This is a genomic window from Pseudomonas frederiksbergensis (assembly GCF_000802155.2).
Taxonomy (GTDB): Bacteria; Pseudomonadota; Gammaproteobacteria; order Pseudomonadales; family Pseudomonadaceae; genus Aquipseudomonas; species Aquipseudomonas frederiksbergensis_A.
In genome coordinates this window covers 27,610-47,632 of the sequence record NZ_JQGJ02000015.1, presented here as the reverse complement: position 1 = coordinate 47,632, position 20,023 = coordinate 27,610, and the positions used below count along the sequence as shown (strand labels likewise).

17 protein-coding genes and 1 pseudogene are annotated in these 20,023 nt (G+C 60.6%); 11 read left to right on the top strand and 7 right to left on the bottom strand.

Annotated features, from left to right (window positions below; genetic code table 11):
• Window positions 1-130: 130 nt before the first annotated feature.
• Together choX and betC are read right to left on the bottom strand one after the other, a co-directional pair.
• A complete protein-coding gene (choX, locus tag JZ00_RS22470; RefSeq protein ID WP_039593437.1) occupies window positions 131-1,051 on the bottom strand; it encodes a choline ABC transporter substrate-binding protein in 921 nt (306 codons plus the stop codon).
• Window positions 1,052-1,074: 23 nt separating this feature from the next.
• Window positions 1,075-2,583, bottom strand: a complete 1,509-nt coding sequence (gene betC, locus JZ00_RS22465; protein WP_039593438.1) for a choline-sulfatase — start codon at window positions 2,581-2,583, stop codon at window positions 1,075-1,077.
• A 114-nt stretch (window positions 2,584-2,697) separates the two neighbouring features.
• Between betC and JZ00_RS22460 the strand changes: the two genes are divergently transcribed.
• Window positions 2,698-3,648 (top strand): choline sulfate utilization transcriptional regulator, encoded by a 951-nt coding sequence (locus tag JZ00_RS22460; protein ID WP_039593439.1) that lies wholly within the window; start codon window positions 2,698-2,700, stop codon window positions 3,646-3,648.
• Window positions 3,649-3,714: 66 nt separating this feature from the next.
• Here the strand turns inward: JZ00_RS22460 and JZ00_RS22455 are convergent, their stop codons facing one another.
• Window positions 3,715-4,371 (bottom strand): NAD(P)-dependent oxidoreductase, encoded by a 657-nt coding sequence (locus tag JZ00_RS22455; protein ID WP_039593440.1) that lies wholly within the window; start codon window positions 4,369-4,371, stop codon window positions 3,715-3,717.
• Between the two features lie 85 nt (window positions 4,372-4,456).
• On the opposite strand from JZ00_RS22455, the pseudogene JZ00_RS22450 reads away from it, so the two are divergent.
• Window positions 4,457-4,781, top strand: a pseudogene (locus tag JZ00_RS22450) (DOPA 4,5-dioxygenase family protein).
• Window positions 4,782-4,817: 36 nt separating this feature from the next.
• On the opposite strand, the gene JZ00_RS22445 reads toward JZ00_RS22450, so the two are convergent.
• Window positions 4,818-5,324 carry a hypothetical protein gene (locus tag JZ00_RS22445; protein ID WP_039593441.1) on the bottom strand — a complete coding sequence of 169 codons (507 nt, stop codon included), beginning with the start codon at window positions 5,322-5,324 and terminating at the stop codon, window positions 4,818-4,820.
• Complete coding sequence (locus JZ00_RS22440) at window positions 5,321-6,331, bottom strand: AAA family ATPase (RefSeq protein ID WP_039593442.1); 1,011 nt, start codon at window positions 6,329-6,331, stop codon at window positions 5,321-5,323. Before JZ00_RS22440 ends, JZ00_RS22445 begins: the two co-directional genes overlap by 4 nt.
• Window positions 6,332-6,743: 412 nt before the next feature.
• On the opposite strand from JZ00_RS22440, the gene JZ00_RS22435 reads away from it, so the two are divergent.
• From JZ00_RS22435 to JZ00_RS22395, 9 genes are all read left to right on the top strand, one after another.
• Window positions 6,744-8,051, top strand: coding sequence for a CitMHS family transporter (locus JZ00_RS22435; RefSeq protein ID WP_039593443.1), 1,308 nt, complete (start codon window positions 6,744-6,746; stop codon window positions 8,049-8,051).
• A gap of 76 nt (window positions 8,052-8,127) precedes the next feature.
• The gene (locus JZ00_RS22430; RefSeq protein WP_039593444.1) at window positions 8,128-8,895 is read left to right on the top strand and encodes a TerC family protein; all 768 of its coding nucleotides are present in this window, start codon (window positions 8,128-8,130) and stop codon (window positions 8,893-8,895) included.
• A gap of 275 nt (window positions 8,896-9,170) precedes the next feature.
• Window positions 9,171-10,829 (top strand): Na/Pi cotransporter family protein, encoded by a 1,659-nt coding sequence (locus JZ00_RS22425; protein ID WP_039593445.1) that lies wholly within the window; start codon window positions 9,171-9,173, stop codon window positions 10,827-10,829.
• A gap of 72 nt (window positions 10,830-10,901) precedes the next feature.
• Window positions 10,902-12,290 carry a M16 family metallopeptidase gene (locus JZ00_RS22420; protein WP_039593446.1) on the top strand — a complete coding sequence of 463 codons (1,389 nt, stop codon included), beginning with the start codon at window positions 10,902-10,904 and terminating at the stop codon, window positions 12,288-12,290.
• A 56-nt stretch (window positions 12,291-12,346) separates the two neighbouring features.
• On the top strand, window positions 12,347-13,372 hold the full coding sequence (locus tag JZ00_RS22415) for a DUF5924 family protein (protein WP_039593447.1): 1,026 nt from the start codon (window positions 12,347-12,349) through the stop codon (window positions 13,370-13,372).
• Between the two features lie 52 nt (window positions 13,373-13,424).
• The gene (locus JZ00_RS22410) at window positions 13,425-14,573 is read left to right on the top strand and encodes an MlaE family ABC transporter permease (RefSeq protein ID WP_039593448.1); all 1,149 of its coding nucleotides are present in this window, start codon (window positions 13,425-13,427) and stop codon (window positions 14,571-14,573) included.
• Window positions 14,570-15,373 (top strand): ABC transporter ATP-binding protein, encoded by an 804-nt coding sequence (locus JZ00_RS22405; RefSeq protein WP_039593449.1) that lies wholly within the window; start codon window positions 14,570-14,572, stop codon window positions 15,371-15,373. Before JZ00_RS22410 ends, JZ00_RS22405 begins: the two co-directional genes overlap by 4 nt.
• Before the next feature lies 1 nt (window position 15,374).
• Window positions 15,375-16,313, top strand: coding sequence for an MlaD family protein (locus JZ00_RS22400; RefSeq protein ID WP_039593450.1), 939 nt, complete (start codon window positions 15,375-15,377; stop codon window positions 16,311-16,313).
• On the top strand, window positions 16,310-16,945 hold the full coding sequence (locus JZ00_RS22395; RefSeq protein ID WP_039593451.1) for an ABC-type transport auxiliary lipoprotein family protein: 636 nt from the start codon (window positions 16,310-16,312) through the stop codon (window positions 16,943-16,945). The genes JZ00_RS22400 and JZ00_RS22395 overlap by 4 nt, the downstream gene beginning before the upstream one ends.
• A gap of 20 nt (window positions 16,946-16,965) precedes the next feature.
• On the opposite strand, the gene JZ00_RS22390 is transcribed toward JZ00_RS22395, so the two are convergent.
• Both JZ00_RS22390 and gltP read right to left on the bottom strand, forming a co-directional pair.
• Window positions 16,966-18,195: a nucleoside recognition domain-containing protein gene (locus JZ00_RS22390; RefSeq protein WP_039593452.1), complete on the bottom strand. Its 1,230-nt coding sequence runs from the start codon at window positions 18,193-18,195 to the stop codon at window positions 16,966-16,968.
• Window positions 18,196-18,293: 98 nt separating this feature from the next.
• The gene (gene gltP / locus JZ00_RS22385; RefSeq protein WP_039593453.1) at window positions 18,294-19,625 is read right to left on the bottom strand and encodes a glutamate/aspartate:proton symporter GltP; all 1,332 of its coding nucleotides are present in this window, start codon (window positions 19,623-19,625) and stop codon (window positions 18,294-18,296) included.
• Window positions 19,626-20,023: the final 398 nt, after the last annotated feature.

Here is a 20,023-nt window from a genome sequence, read left to right as displayed (position 1 = left end):
AAGAGTATCAGGTGAACCAACGTGGCGAGGGAGCTTGCTCCCGCTGGACTGCGCAGCAGGCCCTGATTCTGCGGCCGCTGCGCGACCGAGCGGGAGCAAGTTCCCTCGCCACAAGAGCCCGGCGCAGCTGTCAGAGCTTGGCCTTCACCGCCGCCAGCGCATCCTTGCCATCCAGAGTTTTCACGCCATCGAGCCATTTATCCAGAACGGCCGGGTTGGCCTTGATCCAAGCCTTGGCCGCTTCGGCGTTGCTGACTTTCTTGTTCACCACCTCAGCCATGATGCTGTTTTCCATTTCCTGGGTGAAGCTCAGGTTGGTCAGCAGCTTGCCCACGTTCGGGCAGGCCTGTGCATAACCTTTGCGTGTCAGCGTGTACACGCTGCCGGTGTCACCGAAATATTTCTCGCCGCCCTTGAGGTAGTGCATCTTCAATTGCACGTTCATCGGGTGCGGTGTCCAGCCGAGGAACGTCACGAACTTCTGTTTTTTCACCGCCCGGGAGACCTCCGCCAGCATCGCCTGCTCGCTCGACTCCACCAGCTTCCACTCGCCCATGCCGAAATCGTTGGTCTTGATGATTTCCTTAAGGGAGAGGTTGGCCGGAGCGCCGGACCCGATGCCGTAGATTTTCTTGTCGAACTTGTCCGCGAATTTGTTCAGGTCGGCAAAGTTATGCACGCCCGCATCCCAGACATAATCGGGAACAGCCAGGGTGAATTCGGTGCCGTCCAGGTTCTTGGCCAGTTGCGTGACGTCGCCATTGGCCACGAACTTGTCATAGAAACCTTGCTGCGCCGGCATCCAGTTACCCAGAAACACATCCACCTGGCCATCCTTGAGGCCACCGAAGGTGATCGGCACCGCGAGGGTGTCGACCTTGGCCTTGTAGCCCATGCCCTCCAGCAGGAAACCCGTAATGGCATTGGTGGCGGCAATATCGCTCCAGCCCGGATCAGCCATCTTCACCGTCTCGCAACTTTGCTCGGCCCACGCCGACACACTGCTCAACGCCAACAGCCCGGCGGCCAGTGCTGTGGATAACTTTTGCATGTGCTTCCCCTTACGTTATTGGTTTATTGGCAGGGTTGTGGATAACGGGCCTTGCGCTCCAGATCGTCCAGGTCGATGTGGTTGCGCATGTACTGCTGGCTGGCGTCTACGAACGGCTGGTGATCCCAGCTCTTGAGCTTGCCCAGGGTCAGCGCCTGGGCAACAAAACGGCGACGGCGCTGGCTGGCGAGCACTTGTTGGTGAATGGCTGGAATGTCCCATTTGGCACGCGCTTCGCCGAGGAAGTCGGCCAGCAGCGCTTGGTGCTCGGGAGACTGGCTGAGGTTCTCCGTTTCATTGGGATCGTTGCGCACATCGAACAACAGACAAGGATCATCCTCGCTGTAGATGAATTTCCACTGGCCGCGACGAATCATCATCAACGGGCTGATGGTGCCTTCGGCCATGTACTCGCCAAAGACTTCGTCATGCCCACCCTGCCCTTGCAGGTGCGGCACCAGCGAACGGCCATCCAGCGGCAAACCTGGCTCCAGCGTGCCACCGGCCAGCTCGACCAGGGTCGGCAGCAGGTCAGCGGTGGACACGGCCGCGCCAACACGGGCGCTGGCGAACTGCCCCGGTGCGCTGATCAACAACGGGACGCGAGCGGCCATTTCGAACCAGTGCATTTTGTACCAGAGCCCCTTTTCGCCAAGCATGTCTCCATGATCGCCGGAGAAGACAATAATGGTGTCATCGATCAACCCGGTGTCCTCCAGAGTCTGCAGCAACTTGCCGACGTTGCTGTCGATGTAGCTGCATGCCCCGAAGTACGCGCGGCGGGCGTCGCGAATCTTATCCACAGGCAGCGGCTTGTCCCAGAGATCATAGACTTTGAGCAGGCGCTGGGAATGAGGGTCGAGTTCGGTTTGCGCCGGGGTCTGTGGCAACGGGATGTCGCTGTCGTCGTACAAATCCCAGAACGCCTTGGGAATCGTGTACGGATCGTGTGGGTGAGTCATCGACACCGTCAGGCAAAACGGCTGGTCGCCGTCCTCGCGGATGTGGTCGAACAGATATTGCTGGGCCTTGAACACCACCTCTTCATCGAAGTCCAGCTGGTTGGTGCGCACGCATGGTCCGGCCTGCAACACCGACGACATATTGTGATACCAGCTCGGCCGCACATCCGGCTCGTCCCAGTTCACGGCCCAGCCGTAGTCGGCCGGATAAATATCACTGGTCAGGCGTTCTTCGTAGCCGTGCAGCTGGTCGGGCCCGCAAAAATGCATCTTGCCGGACAGCGCCGTACGGTAGCCGAGGCGGCGCAGGTAGTGGGCATAGGTCGGAACGTCTCCAGGGAAATCCGCCGCGTTGTCGTAGGCACCGATCTTGCTCGGCAACTGGCCGCTCACCAGGGTGAAGCGTGACGGCGCGCAGAGCGGACTGTTGCAATACGCGGCATCAAATACCACGCCCTGGTCGGCCAGGCGTGACAGGTTCGGCAACTTGATGGGCGACGGACCATAGATCGGCAACATTGGCGCGGCCATTTGATCGGCCATGATGAAAAGAATGTTCTTGCGCTTCATGTATTCGCGGCATTCCATAGTGAGCAGTTATGCGATAGTGCTGCGATTGAGCATGTAGCCCATGCCTTTCGGGGTAAAGCCCATGCAAGACAATGACTAGGATAAGCACAGCTTATGTATGATGCCTTGGGTGACTTGTCGCTGGACCTGTTCCGCGCCTTCGAATCAGCGGCTCGCCAGCAGAGCTTTACGGCCGCCGCGATTGAGCTGGGCACCACGCAACCGGCCATCAGCCAGCAGATCAAGCGGTTGGAAGAACAGCTGGGCACGCGGTTGTTTGACCGTATCTACCGAGGCATCGAATTGACCGAGGCCGGCACCATCCTTTTCGAGCAAGTCCAGGCCGGTTTACAAAGCATCGATGCTGGCCTGACTGCGATCACCGCCCAGCACCAGCACGAGGTGCTGCAAGTGGCGACGGACTTCGCCTTTGCCGCCTATTGGCTGATGCCTCGGCTCCATCGGTTTCATGCCGCCAATCCGCAGGTAGATGTGAGCCTGGTGACCAGCGAGCGCAACCACAACATGCTGCGCACCGATATAGACGTTGCTGTCTTGTTCGGCGACGGTCGCTTCAAGCAAGGCGAAAGTCGCTGGCTTTTCAGCGAAGAAGTATTTCCAGTGTGCAGCCCGCTGTTGCTCGGCGAACGTACCCTGCCGTTGCCTGCCCATGACCTTTCGGAATTTCCCTTGCTGCATTTGCGCGGCGGCAACAGCAGCGCCTGGTTCGACTGGAGCGGCGTGTTCCGTGAACTGGGCATCACCTCGCCGCCGGCGCCAGGGCAATTGCGCTTCGACAACTACACCCTGCTCATCCAGGCGGCGATCGGCGGCCAAGGCGTCGCGATCGGCTGGAGGCACCTTGTGGATAACTTATTGGCCCAGGGCCTATTGTGTCGTCCGATCGCCGAAACAGTGCTCTCCCGGTTGGGATACTACGTGGTCTTGCCCCAGCGCAAGCGCCGGGGCGTTCTGATCAAGTTATTCGTGGACTGGTTGATGGAAGAACAGGCCAACAGTGCGGAGTCGTTGACCGGATTGCCGTTGCCGTCGATTGCCGTTTGAGCTTGGGGCCGCTATGCGGCCCAGCGGGAGCAAGCTCCCTCGCCACGGGGAACGGATCTATAACGCCTAGACGGCGGGCACGAAATTCACATGTTGGCCCACATGCAGGTTCAGGCGCAGTTCATCAGCGATGCCGACCGCCACGCGACTCAAGCGCTCCAATGATTCGGCCATGCCCGGCTCCAGGCTGGTGCTGACATGGCTGAAATGCTCGATGCCCAGCCCCTGCACGGCATAGGGCGCGTTGATGAGCGTCCATTGCAAGGCGCTGTTTTTCAGGGCATCGAGGATTTCTTCGGCGGCGTGCCGCTGCAAGTCATCATCCATTTCCTCTTCCAGCACAGCGAAATTGCCCACCAGGAACAGCCGGGAAATGTTCACCGCCTGCATGCCGGCAATCAGCGCATCCACCGCCAGGACCTGCTCCACCGGGCCGGGGATCAAACTGCGCTCCACTTGCTCGCTGTTCATCGGCAAGCCCGGTGCGTTCAACAGGCACACCACGGCGCTGGCGCCAGCGACGCTCTGCTTGACCCGTTCAGGATCGAAGAGATCGCCGGTCTTGGCCCGCAAGCCCGGGCGCGGCGCGAGGGCCGTCAGATCATCCAGGATGGCGATGATTTCATGCTGGCGCCGCAGCAGTTCAGCCATCAACGCACTGCCGAGGCTGCTCATGGCACCATAGAGCACCACCTTGATAACCGGGGTTTCGGCGTTTTTCATGGCTGGCTTTCCTTTTATCCCGCGTGTAGAGGCTCTGACACACGGTTAACCGAGAGGGTTCGGCTGGTCTTTCCAGAAGTAACAGATGCAACGGATCAAGGGCTATTACGCCCACGTCTATTTCGACGCCGATACCCTCGACCAAGCGCGGGCGCTGTGTGAGGAAGCGACGCAGTTGTTCCTGCTGAAAATGGGCCGTGTTCATCAACGCCCGGTCGGCCCGCACCCGGACTGGAGTTGTCAGCTGGCCTTCGATCCGCAGTACATCGGCGTGGTCCTGCCGTGGCTGGCCCCGAATCGCAAAGGCTTGGTGATTTTCCTGCACCGGAGACCGGCGACGACCTGGTCGATCACACCGACCTGCGATCTGGATGGGCGCGGTGCGGCCGTTGAATCTTTTGGGGCTCTGAACCCAGTTCGGATGCGCTATCGGCGTCCTGGATCTCTCAGATAATAAGCTTCAGCTCACGCGCTTTGTCATCGTTGATGACGCTGACGGAACCTGGATTAAAGCCCATGGTTTTAACCAGGGATTTCATCTCTTTGGCTAAAGCACTTTGCAATGGCGGTAACCATTCTTTGCGGAAACCTTTGATGATGAGTATGCATTTGAATGCGCAAGCTCCGAGATCCAGATCCAAAAAGCGGGCAGGCAACAGATCCGCGGCGTGTGGATGACGCTTCAAGCAAGAGGCAAGGGTCAATTGAACGGAGTTTGTCAATTTTTGACGTATTTCATCTACGTACTCGCCAAAGACCCGGGGAGCACTCGACTTGGCTTCAATAACCCAGACCTCTTCCGATTCGCCCCGTCCGGGGCGTATGAGGACGAACTCGGCGATCATCAAACCCTGACCTAAGTGTTTATAAAGGGGGCTTTGCTCGATCGGAAAGACTTCATCTACCGCATAGGGTCCAAAACTCATGCCTGATTCAACAAAAGAAATGGTCATCCCAGCGCCAGCTCCACTTCTTCTTCATAAAGCCGGATCGATTCATCAATGATCGGGTTATCGGGCATCCCCGCTATCAGATCATCAGCCGACCAGCGCTCGACAAAGGACAGGACCGGTACAGACATCTGATGCTTTTGCGCGGCGAGGTACAACGCTTTCACAACAAAATAAGAATGGCTGGCAATGAAGAACTGGATACCACTGTCGGCAAGGGACACGATGATGTCGATTAGACGAGAGATAGCGACGGGATGAAGCGCAGACTCTGGTTCGTCGATAAAGACGACCGACTCCTTGGACAGGTAACGATTGCCTAGCAATGTGTCAAGAATGGCGATTTTTTTCACGCCTTCGGCGGTGGCGCCAATCGGGAACTTCTGATTGCCCTTCTTGAATTGCCAGCGATTGGTCTTGCTATCCAGTTCAACCTTGCCGTCGAACATGTCCTCCAGGCTTTCTCTGGCCTTTGCGAAGTGGGCGTGATTCTTACCTCTGGTTGGAGCCGTGCGCAGCGCTTTGGCCAAGTCGTAATAGGTATCGTCAAAACCGAACTCTTTATCGACATCGCGGCTTTTCAGGATGATGTTTTGCAGTGACAGCACTTCCTTGGGCGGAAGAAAGATGGAATTGCTGGTCCTTGGCGGTACGTGATTCTCCAAGGAGGTAATGCTTTTAGTCGTGTCCCTACCGAAGCTATAGCGAAACTCCCGCGAGTCGACCTTGATCTTACAGGCCAGCGGACTGTCGGCGTTTTTGGTTACCAAGTCTCCAATCTTGTCTGCTTGGAACGTCCAATAAAGCTTATCAGCCAATATTTCAGCAGCCGTTCTCTGGTCGTTTCCGCGCTGATATTCCTCAAGTGTACGCATACTGCAATACAGAGCTTTGAGCAGGAATGTCTTGCCACTGCTGTTGGCTCCGATGATCAGGTTGATGTTTGAAAGCTTGCCCCAGCGTAAGTGCTGCAGCGGACCGAAATTGTCTAATTCAACACTGTTGAGCATGGAGGAGCTCCGTTTAAAACTCGCAATTGCCGGCAAGCCTACCATTCTGAATACCCTGGATACAGCGAGGAGCGAGAGCTCACATGAGATTCAGAATTCGCCTATAGGACTGGCCCTTGAAACCCACATTTAGGCTGTAGATATCTCCCAGTCCCTTGTCGGCCCTTTCGCTCGCGAAAGCCTGCTGAAAGCTTGCGCGATTAGGATCGCCCCACCTACCGGCAATAGACCGGTGGCCTAAAACGAGTCTTCACATGCTCGTGCGGCCTTTTTAACAACAACAATGGTGATTCTGATGTCCGCTGCTACCCGTCCCGCTGCACCCACTCCATCCGTTCGTCCCGTGCTCTGCATCTCGCGCTGACCTGTCCGGTTCGCATTTCATAGCCGCGCCACGCCTGGAGTATTTCCCATGCTGACTTTCCTTGGCTTCGCCATGGTCATCACGTTCATGTTCCTGATCATGACCAAGCGCCTGTCCGCGCTGATCGCCTTGATCATCATCCCGATCCTGTTCGCCCTGTTCGGTGGTTTCGCGCCGAAGATCGGCCCGATGATGCTCGAAGGCATCACCAAGCTCGCCCCGACCGGGGTGATGCTGATGTTTGCGATTCTGTATTTTGCCTTGATGATCGACTCCGGCCTGTTCGACCCGGCCGTGCGCAAGATCCTCAAGCTGGTCAAGGGCGATCCCTTGAAAGTTTCGGTCGGTACCGCCGTCCTGGCGCTCGTCGTTTCCCTTGATGGTGACGGCGCGACCACTTATATGATCTGCGTGGCCGCGATGCTGCCGCTCTACAGCCGCATCGGCATGAGCCCACGGATCATGGCCGGCCTGATCATCCTCGCCGGTGGCGTGATGAACATGACCCCCTGGGGTGGCCCGACCGCACGGGCGGCCAGTGCACTGCATGTTGATCCGTCCGACATCTTCGTGCCGATGATTCCCGCCATGTTGGCCGGCGTCGTGGCGATCCTGGCGATTGCCTACATGTACGGCAAACGAGAGCGTGCGCGCCTGGGTGAATTGCACCTGGCGGGCGACGAAATGGACCACAGCGAAATCAGCGTTTCCCAGTTCCCGGACGCCCGCCGTCCGAAGCTGATCTGGTTCAACGGCGCGCTGACCCTGGTGTTGATGTGCACCCTGATTGCCGGTCTGTTGCCGCTGCCCGTGCTGTTCATGGTGGCGTTCAGCATCGCCATGATCGTCAACTACCCATGCCTGCAACAGCAGAAAGACCGCGTCGCGGCCCACGCCGGCAGCGTCCTGGCGGTGGTCGGGCTGATTTTCGCAGCGGGGATCTTCACCGGCATCCTGTCCGGCACGGGTATGGTCGACGCCATGTCCAAGAGCCTGTTGGCAGTGATTCCGGACTTCCTCGGTCCTTACCTGGCGGTCATCACCGCGCTGGTGAGCATGCCGTTCACTTTCTTCATGTCGAACGATGCATTTTATTACGGGGTGTTACCGGTTCTGGCCGAAGCAGCCAGCCATTACGGCATCACTGGCGTCGAAATGGCCCGCGCTTCCATCGTCGGCCAGCCCGTCCACCTGCTGAGCCCGCTGGTTCCGTCGACTTACCTGCTGGTGGCCCTGGCCGGGATCGAATTCGGCGACCACCAACGCTTCACCTTGAAGTGGGCAGTACTGGTTTGCCTGTGCATAATGTTCGCCGCCTTGCTGATGGGGATTTTTCCGCTGTTCAGCACTCTATAAAAGCAATGCCCGCTGCGTCGCCCCTCTCGGATGACCGAAGGGCGGCGCGGCCTAACACTCGCTCAAAGGAACTCACATGGAATGGCTGACCAACCCGGAAATATGGGTTGCCTTCTTTACCTTGACCGCCCTGGAAATCGTCCTGGGCATCGACAACATCATCATGATCTCGATCCTGGTCAGCCGCATGCCCAAGCACATGCAGGCGCGCACCCGGATTTTCGGCTTGGCGCTGGCGATGATCACGCGGATCCTGTTGCTGCTGTCCATCACGTGGGTCATGCGCCTGACGGCCGATCTGTTCGAAGTGTTCGGCCAGGGCATCTCCGGTCGTGACCTGATCCTGTTCTTCGGTGGCCTGTTCCTGTTGTGGAAGAGTTCCCAGGAGATGTACCACGCGCTGGAAGGCGAAGATGAAACCAACGACGAACCTTCGGGCAAGGGCGGCAGTTTCATCTACACCATCGTCCAGATCGCGATCATCGACATCGTGTTCTCCCTGGACTCGGTCATCACCGCCGTGGGCATGGTCTCCCATGTACCGGTGATGGTGGCGGCAATCGTCGTGGCGGTGCTGGTGATGATGCTGGCGGCGGGCACTATCAGTGAGTTCATCGACAAGCACCCATCGCTGAAAATGCTGGCGCTGTCGTTCCTGCTGGTGGTCGGTACCGTGTTGATCGCCGAGTCGCTGGACGTGCATGTGCCAAAAGGCTACGTCTACTTCGCCATGGCGTTCTCCCTGGCGGTGGAAGCGTTCAACATCAGGATGCGTACGGCGATGGCACGCAAGCGCAAGCAGCAGGATCCGGTGAAACTGCGCAAGGACATGCCGGGTCAGTAAGGTATAGGGCAGTGAACGAAAGGGGCTCTTGGAGCCCCTTTTTCATGCCCGTGAAAAAGGGCCCGGATGCGTAACCTGTGGGAGCGAGCAAGCCCGCTCCCACAGGATCTCTGTCGTTCCGGACGATCGGTTTTCATGACAGTTTTGTTTCAAACGACTCTTTAGCTGTGCAATGCTGGCGCCCGAACCATTCGGCAACTACAGCTTAAGTACAAGAAGTAAAACGATGTGGCACCGTCAATTTGTCCCTTTGGGACGCTAACAGGGGGCTCCTCATGCTGACCCTGCTCAATTTGCTCTCCGCCGTGGCCTTGCTGATCTGGGGCACGCATATCGTCCGTACCGGCATTTTGCGGGTCTACGGCTCGAACCTGCGACATGTCATCGGCCAGAACATGTCCAAGCGCTGGCTGGCGTTCATCGCCGGCATCATGGTCACGGCCATGGTCCAGAGCAGCAACGCCACGGCCATGCTCGTCACCTCCTTCGTCGGCCAGGGCCTGATGGCGCTGACCCCGGCCCTGGCAACCATGCTGGGTGCCGACGTTGGCACCGCGTTGATGGCCCGGGTGCTGACCCTGGACTTGTCGTGGCTGTCGCCGCTGCTGATTTTCCTCGGGGTGATCTTTTTTCTCTCACGCAAACAGACGCGCCTCGGCCAGATGGGCCGGGTCGCCATTGGCCTGGGCCTGATCATCCTGGCCCTGCAATTGATCGTCGAAGCCGCCGCGCCCATCACCCAAGCCCAGGGCGTGAAGGTGATTTTCGCCTCGCTGACCGGCGACATCCTGCTCGATGCATTGGTGGGTGCGCTGTTCGCGATGATTTCCTATTCCAGCCTGGCGGCCGTGTTGTTGACCGCGACACTCGCCGGCGCTGCCGTGATCAGCTTGCCCGTGGCCATCGGCCTGGTGATCGGCGCCAACATCGGCAGCGGTGTGCTGGCGTTCCTCAGTACCAGCATGCAGAACGCCGCCGGACGCCAGGTGGCGCTGGGCAGCCTGCTGTACAAGCTGATTGGCCTGCTGCTGATCATCCCGGTGCTCGATCCGCTGGTGGGCTGGCTGGACAGCCTGGATTTCAGCCCACAGGAAACCGTCATCGGCTTTCATTTGCTCTACAACACGGTGCGCTGCCTGGTGCTGTTACCCAGCGTCGGCCCCATGGCCAGGCTTTGTGCATGGCTGCTGCCGGAGCGTCTGGAAACCAACGGTACGGCCACGCCTCGGCACCTGGACCCTGCCGCCCTGGCCACCCCGAGCCTGGCGCTGGCGAACGCCGCCCGGGAAACCCTGCGCATCGGCGACCTGATCGAAAACATGCTCGAAGCCATGCTCGGCGTGCTGCGCGGCGAGCAAACGGCGATTACCCAGCAGGTGCGCAGCATGAGCGACGACGTCGAAGCCCTGTGCAGCGCCATCAAGCTCTACATGGCGCAAATGCCCCGTGAAGACCTCAGCGAACAGGACAGTCGTCGCTGGGCGGAGATCATCGAGCTGGCGATCAACCTGAAGCTGGCCAGTGATCTCATCGAGCGCATGTTGCGCAAGGTCCAGCAGCAGAAAACCTCCCAACGGCGCTCGTTCTCCGACGTGGGCCTGGAAGAACTGGCGGGGCTGCACAGCCACCTGACCGCCAATCTGCGCTTGGGGCTGTCGGTCTTCCTAAGCGCCGACCGGGAAAGCGCACGTCAGCTGCTGCGCGAGAAACGGCGTTTCCGCGCGCAGGAACGGCGGATGGCCCACGCCCATGTCAGCCGCCTGCAGCGCAAAGTCGTACAAAGCCTGGAGACCAGTTCCCTGCACTTGGAGTTGATCGCCGACATGCGGCGCTTGAATTCGTTGTTTTGCGGCAGCGCCTACGTGGTGCTGGAAACGGCTGAGATCGGCGCGCTGGCCGCTGAGGAAATTTCAGACATCACCCACTCGCCTTGAACGACTGGCGTCTTGGCCAGTCAACAAGATTGGCCCGGACCATGGATCTCATAAGCCGCCAGGAAGCCCGCTATGCGTTGTCTGCTACTCGCCCTGCTTTTGTTCGGCTCCCTACCCGTCGTTGCCCAGGACCGTTTCCAAGTCGAAGGCTACCTGTTGCCCAACGGCATGCAGGTGTTGCTCAAGCCCGGCACTGAACGTGGGCACGTGGCGATTCGGCTGGTGGTCGGCGTGGGCCTTGACGACTTCAGCTGCGCCGACAAGGAACTGCCGCACCTGCTCGAGCACGTGCTGTTCAGCGGGGTCGACAGTACGGGCGAAGGCGGCCTGGAAGAGCGCATGCAAGCGCTGGGTGGCGAATGGAACGCCTTCACCAGCAATGCCGACACGACGTTCGTCATCGAGGCGCCAGCGCGCAATCAACGCAAGATCCTGGATTTGCTACTGGCGTTATTGACCCGTACCCGCATCGACGAAAAGAACCTGGAAGCGGCCAAACGGGTGGTCGAGCGCGAGGACGGTGGCCACTATACCCATCTGCAACGCTGGCTCGACCGCCAGCACCTCGGCCACAAGGCCAGCAACCAATTGGCCGTGGAGCTGGGCTTGCGTTGTGCGGAGCGGGCCGAGGTCGAGCGCTTTACCGTCGCCCAGTTGGAACAGGTGCGCAAGGCCTGGTATGCCCCCAACAACATGACCCTGATCGTCGTCGGCGAACTCGATCGGCTGCTGCCGGCCTATCTGGAACGCGCCTTCGGCGAGCTCGAACCGGTCGAACCCAGCGTCCACGAACCACTGGCGCAAATCCGCTACAGCGCGGTCACCAAGCGCAACCTGATTCGTGGAATGGCCGGGGAAAACGCCAAGCTTCACTGGCTGTTCCCGGAGCCTGTACTGGAGGAACAACACGATGAAACCTTCGATCTGCTCAAGGAGTACCTGGATTGGGCGCTCTACCGGCAACTGCGCCTGGCTGACGGCCTGTCCTATGGCCCGTGGGTGGAACGAGAAGTCTTCGGCGGCGTCGGTTTCCTGAGCCTCAACGCCGACCTGGCCCGCGAAGACCTGCCCCAAGCGGAGGAAGCGCTGGAGAGGCTGCGCAACACTTTGCTCAGGGACGGCCTGGATCCCGAGAGTTTCGTGCGGATAAAGCGTGCCGCCATCGCCCACCAGTCCTGGGCCGTCCAGGGCAACAGTGCGCTGGCCGATTATTACTGGAGCGCCTTGAGCGATTATGCAGACGGCCGCTTCACCAACCCCGCCGAGCGCCTGCAGGCAGTGAGCCTGGAGCAGGCCAACCAGGCCCTGCGCGAGCTGCTGAAGGACCCCGGTTACTTGCGCATCGAGAAGCCGCTGCTCGGTGACGACGAACTGATCTGGACCCTCGGCGGGTCAGTGGCGTTGCTGCTGGTGCTGTTGATATGGCTGGCGCGTCGTCGGTCTCGGCGGGACCCGGAGTGACCCCACAGTGGTACTCTGTCAGGGATATTTCCTACGACTTATTGTGAAACTGCCGAATGCCGAACCTGACTCATCTTATCCAGCGCATCCTCGAACTGATGAAGCGCTACCCAGGGGTTATCGCACTCGGCGGTTTCATTTCCGGGGTCGGCAGTTTCATGCTGGTGGACCGCCAGCAGGGATTGGCGACCTGGATCGCCATCGTGATGCTGGTGAGCTGGCTCTGGCTGATGGTGGAGAACAGCATGACCCGGCTGTTCACGCGGATATTCAAACGGGAAATCCCCCAGCCGCTGTTGCGCTATGCCACGCAGATGATTCACCAGGAAAGCCTGTTTTTCGTCCTGCCGTTTTTCTTCATCACCACCACCTGGAACAGCAGCCAGCTGCTTTTCACCGGCCTGCTGACGATCGCGGCGCTGATTTCGATCACCGATCCGCTGTACTACAAATGGCTGGCGCCCCGGCGTTGGGCGTTCCTGGCGCTGCACACGCTGACACTGTTCGCCGCCCTGCTCACCGCATTACCGGTGATCCTGCACCTGACCACCGACCAGAGTTTCAAGTTGGCACTGGGCATCGCCATGTTGTTGTCGTTCCCGAGCCTGGCCTCGATCTTTCCGATCCGCACCGTGCGCAACGCCCTGGCGATCCTCTGCATTACGGTGGGGATTGGCGCCACCGGCTGGGTGCTGCGCTCCTGGGTGCCGCCGGCCACGCTGTGGATGACCGAAGTGGCGATCAGCACCCAAGTGGAAGACCGCACGCCGGGCGCCAGTCTCAAGGAAGTCAGCGCGGCCCAGATTCGCGGCAGCGGTCTGTACGCCTACACCGCCATCAATGCGCCGCGTGGGCTCGATGAGCGGATTTATCACGTCTGGCAATTCAACGGCAAAGAAGTCGACCGCATCGCCCTGGACATCCACGGCGGGCGCAAGGAAGGCTATCGCGCCTGGACCCACAAGCAGAACTTCCCGCAAGACCCAACGGGCAAATGGCAAGTGCGGGTGCTGACGGAAAATGGCCAGATGATCGGTGTACTGCGTTTCACGGTGAACGCCGACACACCCGAAGCAAAATAACGGCGGTCGTGCTATTAGGTAGCGCTGTTCAAGTCGAACGAGCATGGAGCGTATGACCCCCGGATCCCCCACTGGCACTGCCCGACTGGATACGTCCGGCCCTGCGGCGAAGCTATGGGTCAGCGGCGACTGGACGCTGGCCCACTACGCGCAGCTCAAGCGCCTGAGCGATTCGCTGCGCGGCCAATACGACGACAACACCCTGATTGATCTCAATGGCCTCGGCGCCCTCGACACCGCCGGGGCTTCGTTGCTGGTGGAACTGCTGGGCTCCGAACGGCTGGGCAAGACCGCCGAGCACCCCGATTGCAGCTTGCCGGCCGCCGAGCGGGCGCTATTGCAGACGGTCTATTGCTCGCTGACGGACTTCTGTGTGCCGGTGAAAGAGCCGCAGGTCAGCGTGCTGACCCAGCTGCTGACGCGTATCGGCCGCGCCGTGGACAAAATCTGGCAAGACACCCTGCAACTGCTGGGTTTTGTCGGCCTGATCCTCGAAACCCTGGCCCGCAACCTGTTTCGCCCCAGGCGCTGGCGCATGACCGCGATGGTCGTTCACATCGAACAGACTGGCCTGGACGCTGCTCCCATCGTCGCCCTGCTGACGTTCCTGGTCGGCGCGGTGGTAGCGTTCCTCGGCGCGACGGTGTTGGCCGACTTTGGCGCCAGCATCTTTACCGTGGATCTGGTGGCATTCTCGTTCCTGCGTGAATTCGGCGTGTTGCTCACGGCGATCCTCATGGCGGGCCGTACCGCCAGCGCGTTCACCGCGCAGATCGGCTCGATGAAGGCTAACGAGGAAATCGACGCGATCCGCACCCTGGGCCTTGATCCGGTCGAGTTGCTGGTGGTGCCACGGGTACTGGCGCTATTGGTGGCGCTGCCGATGCTGACCTTCCTGGCCATGCTCTCGGGCATTATCGGCGGCGGTGTCGTGTGTGCCCTGTCGCTGGGTATTTCCCCGGCCATGTTCCTGTCGCTGTTGCAGTCGGACATTGGCGTGCAGCATTTTCTGGTGGGGATGGTAAAGGCGCCGATCTTTGCCTTCCTGATCGCCGCCGTGGGCTGCCTGGAAGGTTTCAAGGTCAGTGGCAGCGCCGAGTCGGTCGGGGCCCACACCACGTCCAGCGTGGTGCAGTCGATTTTCGTGGTGATTGTGCTCGATGCCGTGGCCGCGCTGTTTTTCATGGAGATGAGCTGGTGAGCCAACCCCTGCGGCCGCCCACCGAGGCGGTGATTCAAGTGCGCGGCCTGTGCAATCGCTTCGGTCGCCAGAGCGTGCACGAGAACCTCGACCTGGACGTGTACAAGGGCGAGATTCTCGCCGTGGTCGGCGGCTCCGGCAGCGGCAAATCGGTGCTGTTGCGCAGCATTGTCGGCCTGAACCGGCCCAGCGAGGGGACCGTGCGGGTGTTCGGCCAGGACTTGCCGAGCCTGCCCCCGGAGCAACGTTCGCGGGTGGAACGGCGCTTCGGCGTGCTGTTCCAGAAAGGCGCGCTGTTTTCGTCATTGACCGTGACAGAAAACGTCGCCCTGCCGCTGATCGAACACGCCGGGCTCAGCCGCGCCGACGCCGAGCACCTGGCAGCGGTGAAACTCGCGCTGGCCGGGCTGCCACTCTCGGCCGCAGACAAGTACCCCGCCTCGCTGTCCGGCGGCATGATCAAGCGCGCCGCCCTGGCCCGTGCGCTGGCCCTGGACCCGGACATCCTGTTTCTCGACGAACCCACCGCCGGCCTCGACCCCATCGGTGCGGCGGCGTTCGACCAGTTGATCCTGACGCTGCGCGATGCCCTGGGCCTGAGCGTGTTCCTGGTCACGCACGACCTGGACACCCTCTACACCATCACCGACCGGGTGGCGGTGCTGGCGCAGAAAAAAGTGCTGGTGGCCGACGTCATCGACAAGGTGTCGGAAACCGACGACGCGTGGATTCACGAATACTTCCATGGCCCTCGCGGCCGCGCGGCGTTATCGGCCGCTACACAATCCAACGAGGTTTGACATGGAAACCCGAGCCCATCACGTGCTGATCGGCCTGTTCACCGTCATTGTGGTGGCCGGCGCCCTGCTGTTTGGTTTATGGCTGGCCAAGTCCAGCGTGGACAGCGAATTCAAGGATTACGAAGTGGTGTTCAACGAGGCGGTCAGCGGGTTGTCCCGGGGCAGCTCGGTGGAGTACAGCGGGATCAAGGTCGGCGACGTCGTCAACCTGCGCCTGGACCCGAACGACCCACGCCGGGTGCTGGCGCGGGTGCGCTTGAGCGCAGAAACACCGATCAAGCAAGACACCCAGGCCAAGCTGGCGCTGACCGGCATCACCGGCACCTCGATTATCCAGCTCAGTGGCGGCACGCCCCAGAGCCCGGCGCTGACGGGGCACGACGGCGAGCCGCCAGTGATCATCGCCGCGCCCTCGCCTATCGCCCGCTTGCTCAACAACAGCGATGACTTGATGACCAGCATCAACCTGCTGCTGCACAACGCCAATGAGGTGTTTTCCTCGGACAACGTCCAGAGCCTGGGCAAGACCCTCGAGCATCTGGAACAAACCACCGGGGTCATTGCCGAGCAACGCGGCGATATTCGCCAGGCCATGCAGCAATTGGCGTCCATCGGCAAACAGGCCAGCGCCACGCTGGAGCAGACCACGGCGTTGATGCGCAACGCCAATGGTTTGCTCAACGACCAGGGCAAGCAGGCGTTCGGCAACGCCGGCCAGGCCATGCAGTCCCTGGCGCGCAGCACCGCGACCCTCGACAAGTTGCTGAACGACAACCGCGACTCGCTGAATAACGGCATGCAGGGCCTCAATGCCCTGGCGCCCGCCGTGCGTGAGCTGCGCGAGACCCTGAGCGCCCTGCGAGGGATCTCCCGGCGCCTGGATGCCAACCCCAGCGGCTATTTGCTGGGCAACGACAAGGACAAGGAGTTCACGCCATGAAGCCGTCCAACCGGTTGATCCGACCTCTTCTCTTGCTGGCAGGATTTGTCCTGGTGGGTGGTTGCTCGATTTTGCCCAAGGCCGATCCTGCGGATGTGTATCGCCTGCCCGCCACCCAGGCCCCGGCATCTGCGGGCACGGCGGTGAACTGGTCGTTGCGCCTGGCCAGCCCCCAGGCCAGTGAAGTGCTCAACAGCCCGAAAATCGCGGTGATCCCCCAAGGCAATCTGTTCAGCAGCTACGCCGCCTCGCGCTGGAGCGACCCGGCCCCGGTGCTGTTGCGCAACCGCCTGCTCGATGGCTTCGCCCAGGATGGACGCGTCAGGCTGTTGAGCGTCGCCGACAGCAACCTGCAAGCGGACCTGGAGCTGGGCGGGCAATTGCAGGCGTTCCAGACCGAATACCAGGGCACAGCGGCCAGCGTGGTGATTCGGCTGGACGCGCTGCTGGTGCGCGGGTTCGACCAGCGCATCCTGGCCAGTCGCCGGTTTGAAGTGCGCCAGCCGTTGAGCGATGTGAAAGTGCCGGCGGTGGTGGACGGCTTTGGCCGGGCCGGCGACCGGTTGACGGCCGAAGTGGTGGCCTGGACATTGGAGCAAGGCCAGCGTTTCGCAACGCCGACCCAACCCTAGGGGTCGCCGGGCGACTCAGGTCAACCGAAGAACCAGTAGCAAACGCCGATGGCCGCCACCACCCCGGAGAATTCGGCCAGCAGCGCGCAGCCCACGGCATGGCGCGCCCGTTGGATGCCCACGGCGCCGAAATAGACCGCCAGCACATAGAACGTGGTTTCGGTGCTGCCCTGGATCGTCGCGGCCACCAGGGCCGGGAAGCTGTCCACGCCGGAGGTCTTCATGGTCTCGATCAACATGGCCCGGGCGGCGCTGCCGGAGAACGGCTTGACCATGGCAGTCGGCAAGGCGTCGACGAAGCGTGTGTCCCAGCCGGCCCATTGCACCAGGTGGCGGATACCGTCGAGGCCAAAATCCAGCGCCCCCGAAGCCCGCAGTACGCCTACCGCGCAAAGCATCGCCACCAGGTACGGCAGCAACGTTTTGGCGACGTCAAAGCCCTCCTTGGCGCCTTCGATGAAGGCTTCATACACCTTGACCTTCCGCAGCGCGCCCACCACCAGGAAGAGGATGATCAGGCCAAACAGGGTCAGGTTGCCGAGGATCGACGATAGCCCCGCCAGCGCCGTGGCCGAGAGGGTTGCCAGCAGCGCCATGAAACCGCCCAGCACCAACGCACCCGGAATCAGATAGGCCAGCACCACCGGGTCCCACAAGCGCAGGCGCTGCATGAACGCCACGGACAACAGCCCCATCAGGGTCGAGGCGCTGGTGGCGAGCAGGATCGGCAGGAACACCAGGGTCGGGTCCGGCGCGCCTTGCTGGGCGCGGTACATGAAAATCGTCACCGGCAGCAGGGTCAGCGACGATGCATTGAGCACCAGGAACAGGATCTGCGCGTTGCTGGCGATGGTCGGGCTGGGGTTCAGATCCTGCAGCGCGCGCATGGCCTTGAGGCCGATGGGCGTGGCGGCGTTGTCCAGGCCCAGGCCATTGGCGGCGAAGTTGAGGGTGATCAGGCCAATCGCCGGGTGGCCGGCGGGCACTTCCGGCATCAAGCGCAAGAACAGCGGGCCAAGGGCCTTGGCCAGCCAATCGACGATGCCGGCTTTTTCAGCGATGCGCAGGAAGCCCAGCCACAGGGTCAAGGTGCCGAACAGCAGGACCATCACCTCCACCGACAGCTTGGCCATGGCGAAAATGCTTTCCACCATGGCCGCGAAGATCCCGGCGTTGCCGCCGACCAGCCACTGCGCCAGCGCCGACACGGCTGCCACGATAAAGAAGCCAAGCCACAGGCCATTGAGCATCGGTTAAGTCCCCCGGAAGATGCCGCGAATGATAGCGGGGCTGGCCAAAACGACAAACCCCGGATTTCTCCGGGGTTTGGTTGGCATTGCCAAGAAGATCAACGGCTGGAAGTTTCCCCTGCCGGCAGCGGCTCTTTGCTGCGCCAGTGCGGCAGGGAGTTCCAGTAGCGCTGGCCCTTGGCATCGTCGTACATGCCTTCCCAACGGGAAATGACCAGTACGGCCAGGGCATTACCGATGACATTGAGCGCGGTACGGGCCATGTCCATGATGCGGTCGACACCGGCAATGAACGCCAGGCCTTCCAAAGGAATGCCAACGCTGCCCAAGGTCGCCAGCAACACTACGAAGGAGACGCCCGGCACGCCGGCGATGCCCTTGGAGGTCACCATCAAGGTCAGTACCAGCATCAGCTGCTGGCCGATGGACAGATCGATGCCATAGAGCTGGGCGATGAAAATCGCCGCGATGCTCTGATACAGCGTCGAACCATCAAGGTTGAACGAGTACCCGGTAGGCACGACGAAACTGCAGATAGCCTTCGGCGCCCCGTACGCCTCCATCTTTTCGATGACGCGCGGCAATACCGTTTCGGAGCTCGCGGTGGAGTAGGCGAGTACCAGCTCATCCTTGAAGATGCGCATCAGCTTGATCACCGAGAAACCGAACAGGCGCGCGATCAGGCCCAGCACCACGAAGGCGAAGAAGGCGATGGCGACGTAAACCAGGATCACCAGCTTCGCCAGTGGCAACAGGGAAGCGAAACCGAAGTTGGCGACCGTCACGGCGATCAGGGCGAACACACCAATCGGGGCGTAGTTCATGATCATGTGGGTGACTTTGAACATGCTTTCCGACACGCCCTGGAACATCTTGACCAGGGGATCACGCAGGTCCGATTGCAAGCTGGACAAACCAAGCCCGAACAGCACGGAGAAGAAGATGATCGGCAGCATTTCGCCGCGAGCGACGGCTGCGAAAATGTTCGACGGGATCAGGTTGAGGATCGTCTGGATGAACGCATGCTCATGCTGCACCTCAGCCGCCGTGGCCTGGTACTTGGAAATATCCACGGTACCCAGGGTGCTCATGTCGATGCCGCTGCCTGGCTGGAAGAAATTGGCCATCAGCAGGCCGACGACGATGGCAATGGTGGTGACGATTTCGAAATAGACGATGGTCTTGAAGCCGATCCGCCCCAGCTTCTTGGCATCGCCCACGCCGGCAATGCCGACGATCAGCGAGGAGATCACGATTGGAATCACGATCATCTTGATCAGACGGATAAAGATATCGCCTGCCGGTTGCAGTACGTTGCTGATCCACCAGGCCTTTTCGGCACTGAAATGGTTGAGCAGCGCGCCGATTGCAATCCCGAGCACCAGACCGATGAGGATCTGCCAGGCGAGGCTTAGTCTTGCCTTCTTCATATCATTACCCTTACTTCAGTTTGACTCGGACAGCAGCATCAACGGATCGCCAAAGGCGACACGGACTCACGCTGCTGCCCCCGTATAAGGTCACCCCGGGCGCCCAAGGCAGCTCACTGGCAGGCGAAAAAAGGCGCAACTATTGCGATGCAAGGGGGGATCGTCTAATGCCGTAAACGCCTACCCTATGCCGAATCGGCATGAGATCACCGATGTGAAACGTACGTCCCAATCGGTTCAAAAGCGACACTTCATCAGGCATAAACGCCGTCAACCGGCCATTTCAGCGTAGCCGGGCGTTATCTGGATTGCTTGAGAGGCGATGAAAGGATTGAGTCGCAGGCCACCGGCGAAAAGCGAAACCGTGCGCCTATTCTCCGATATACGGTCGGCTTTGG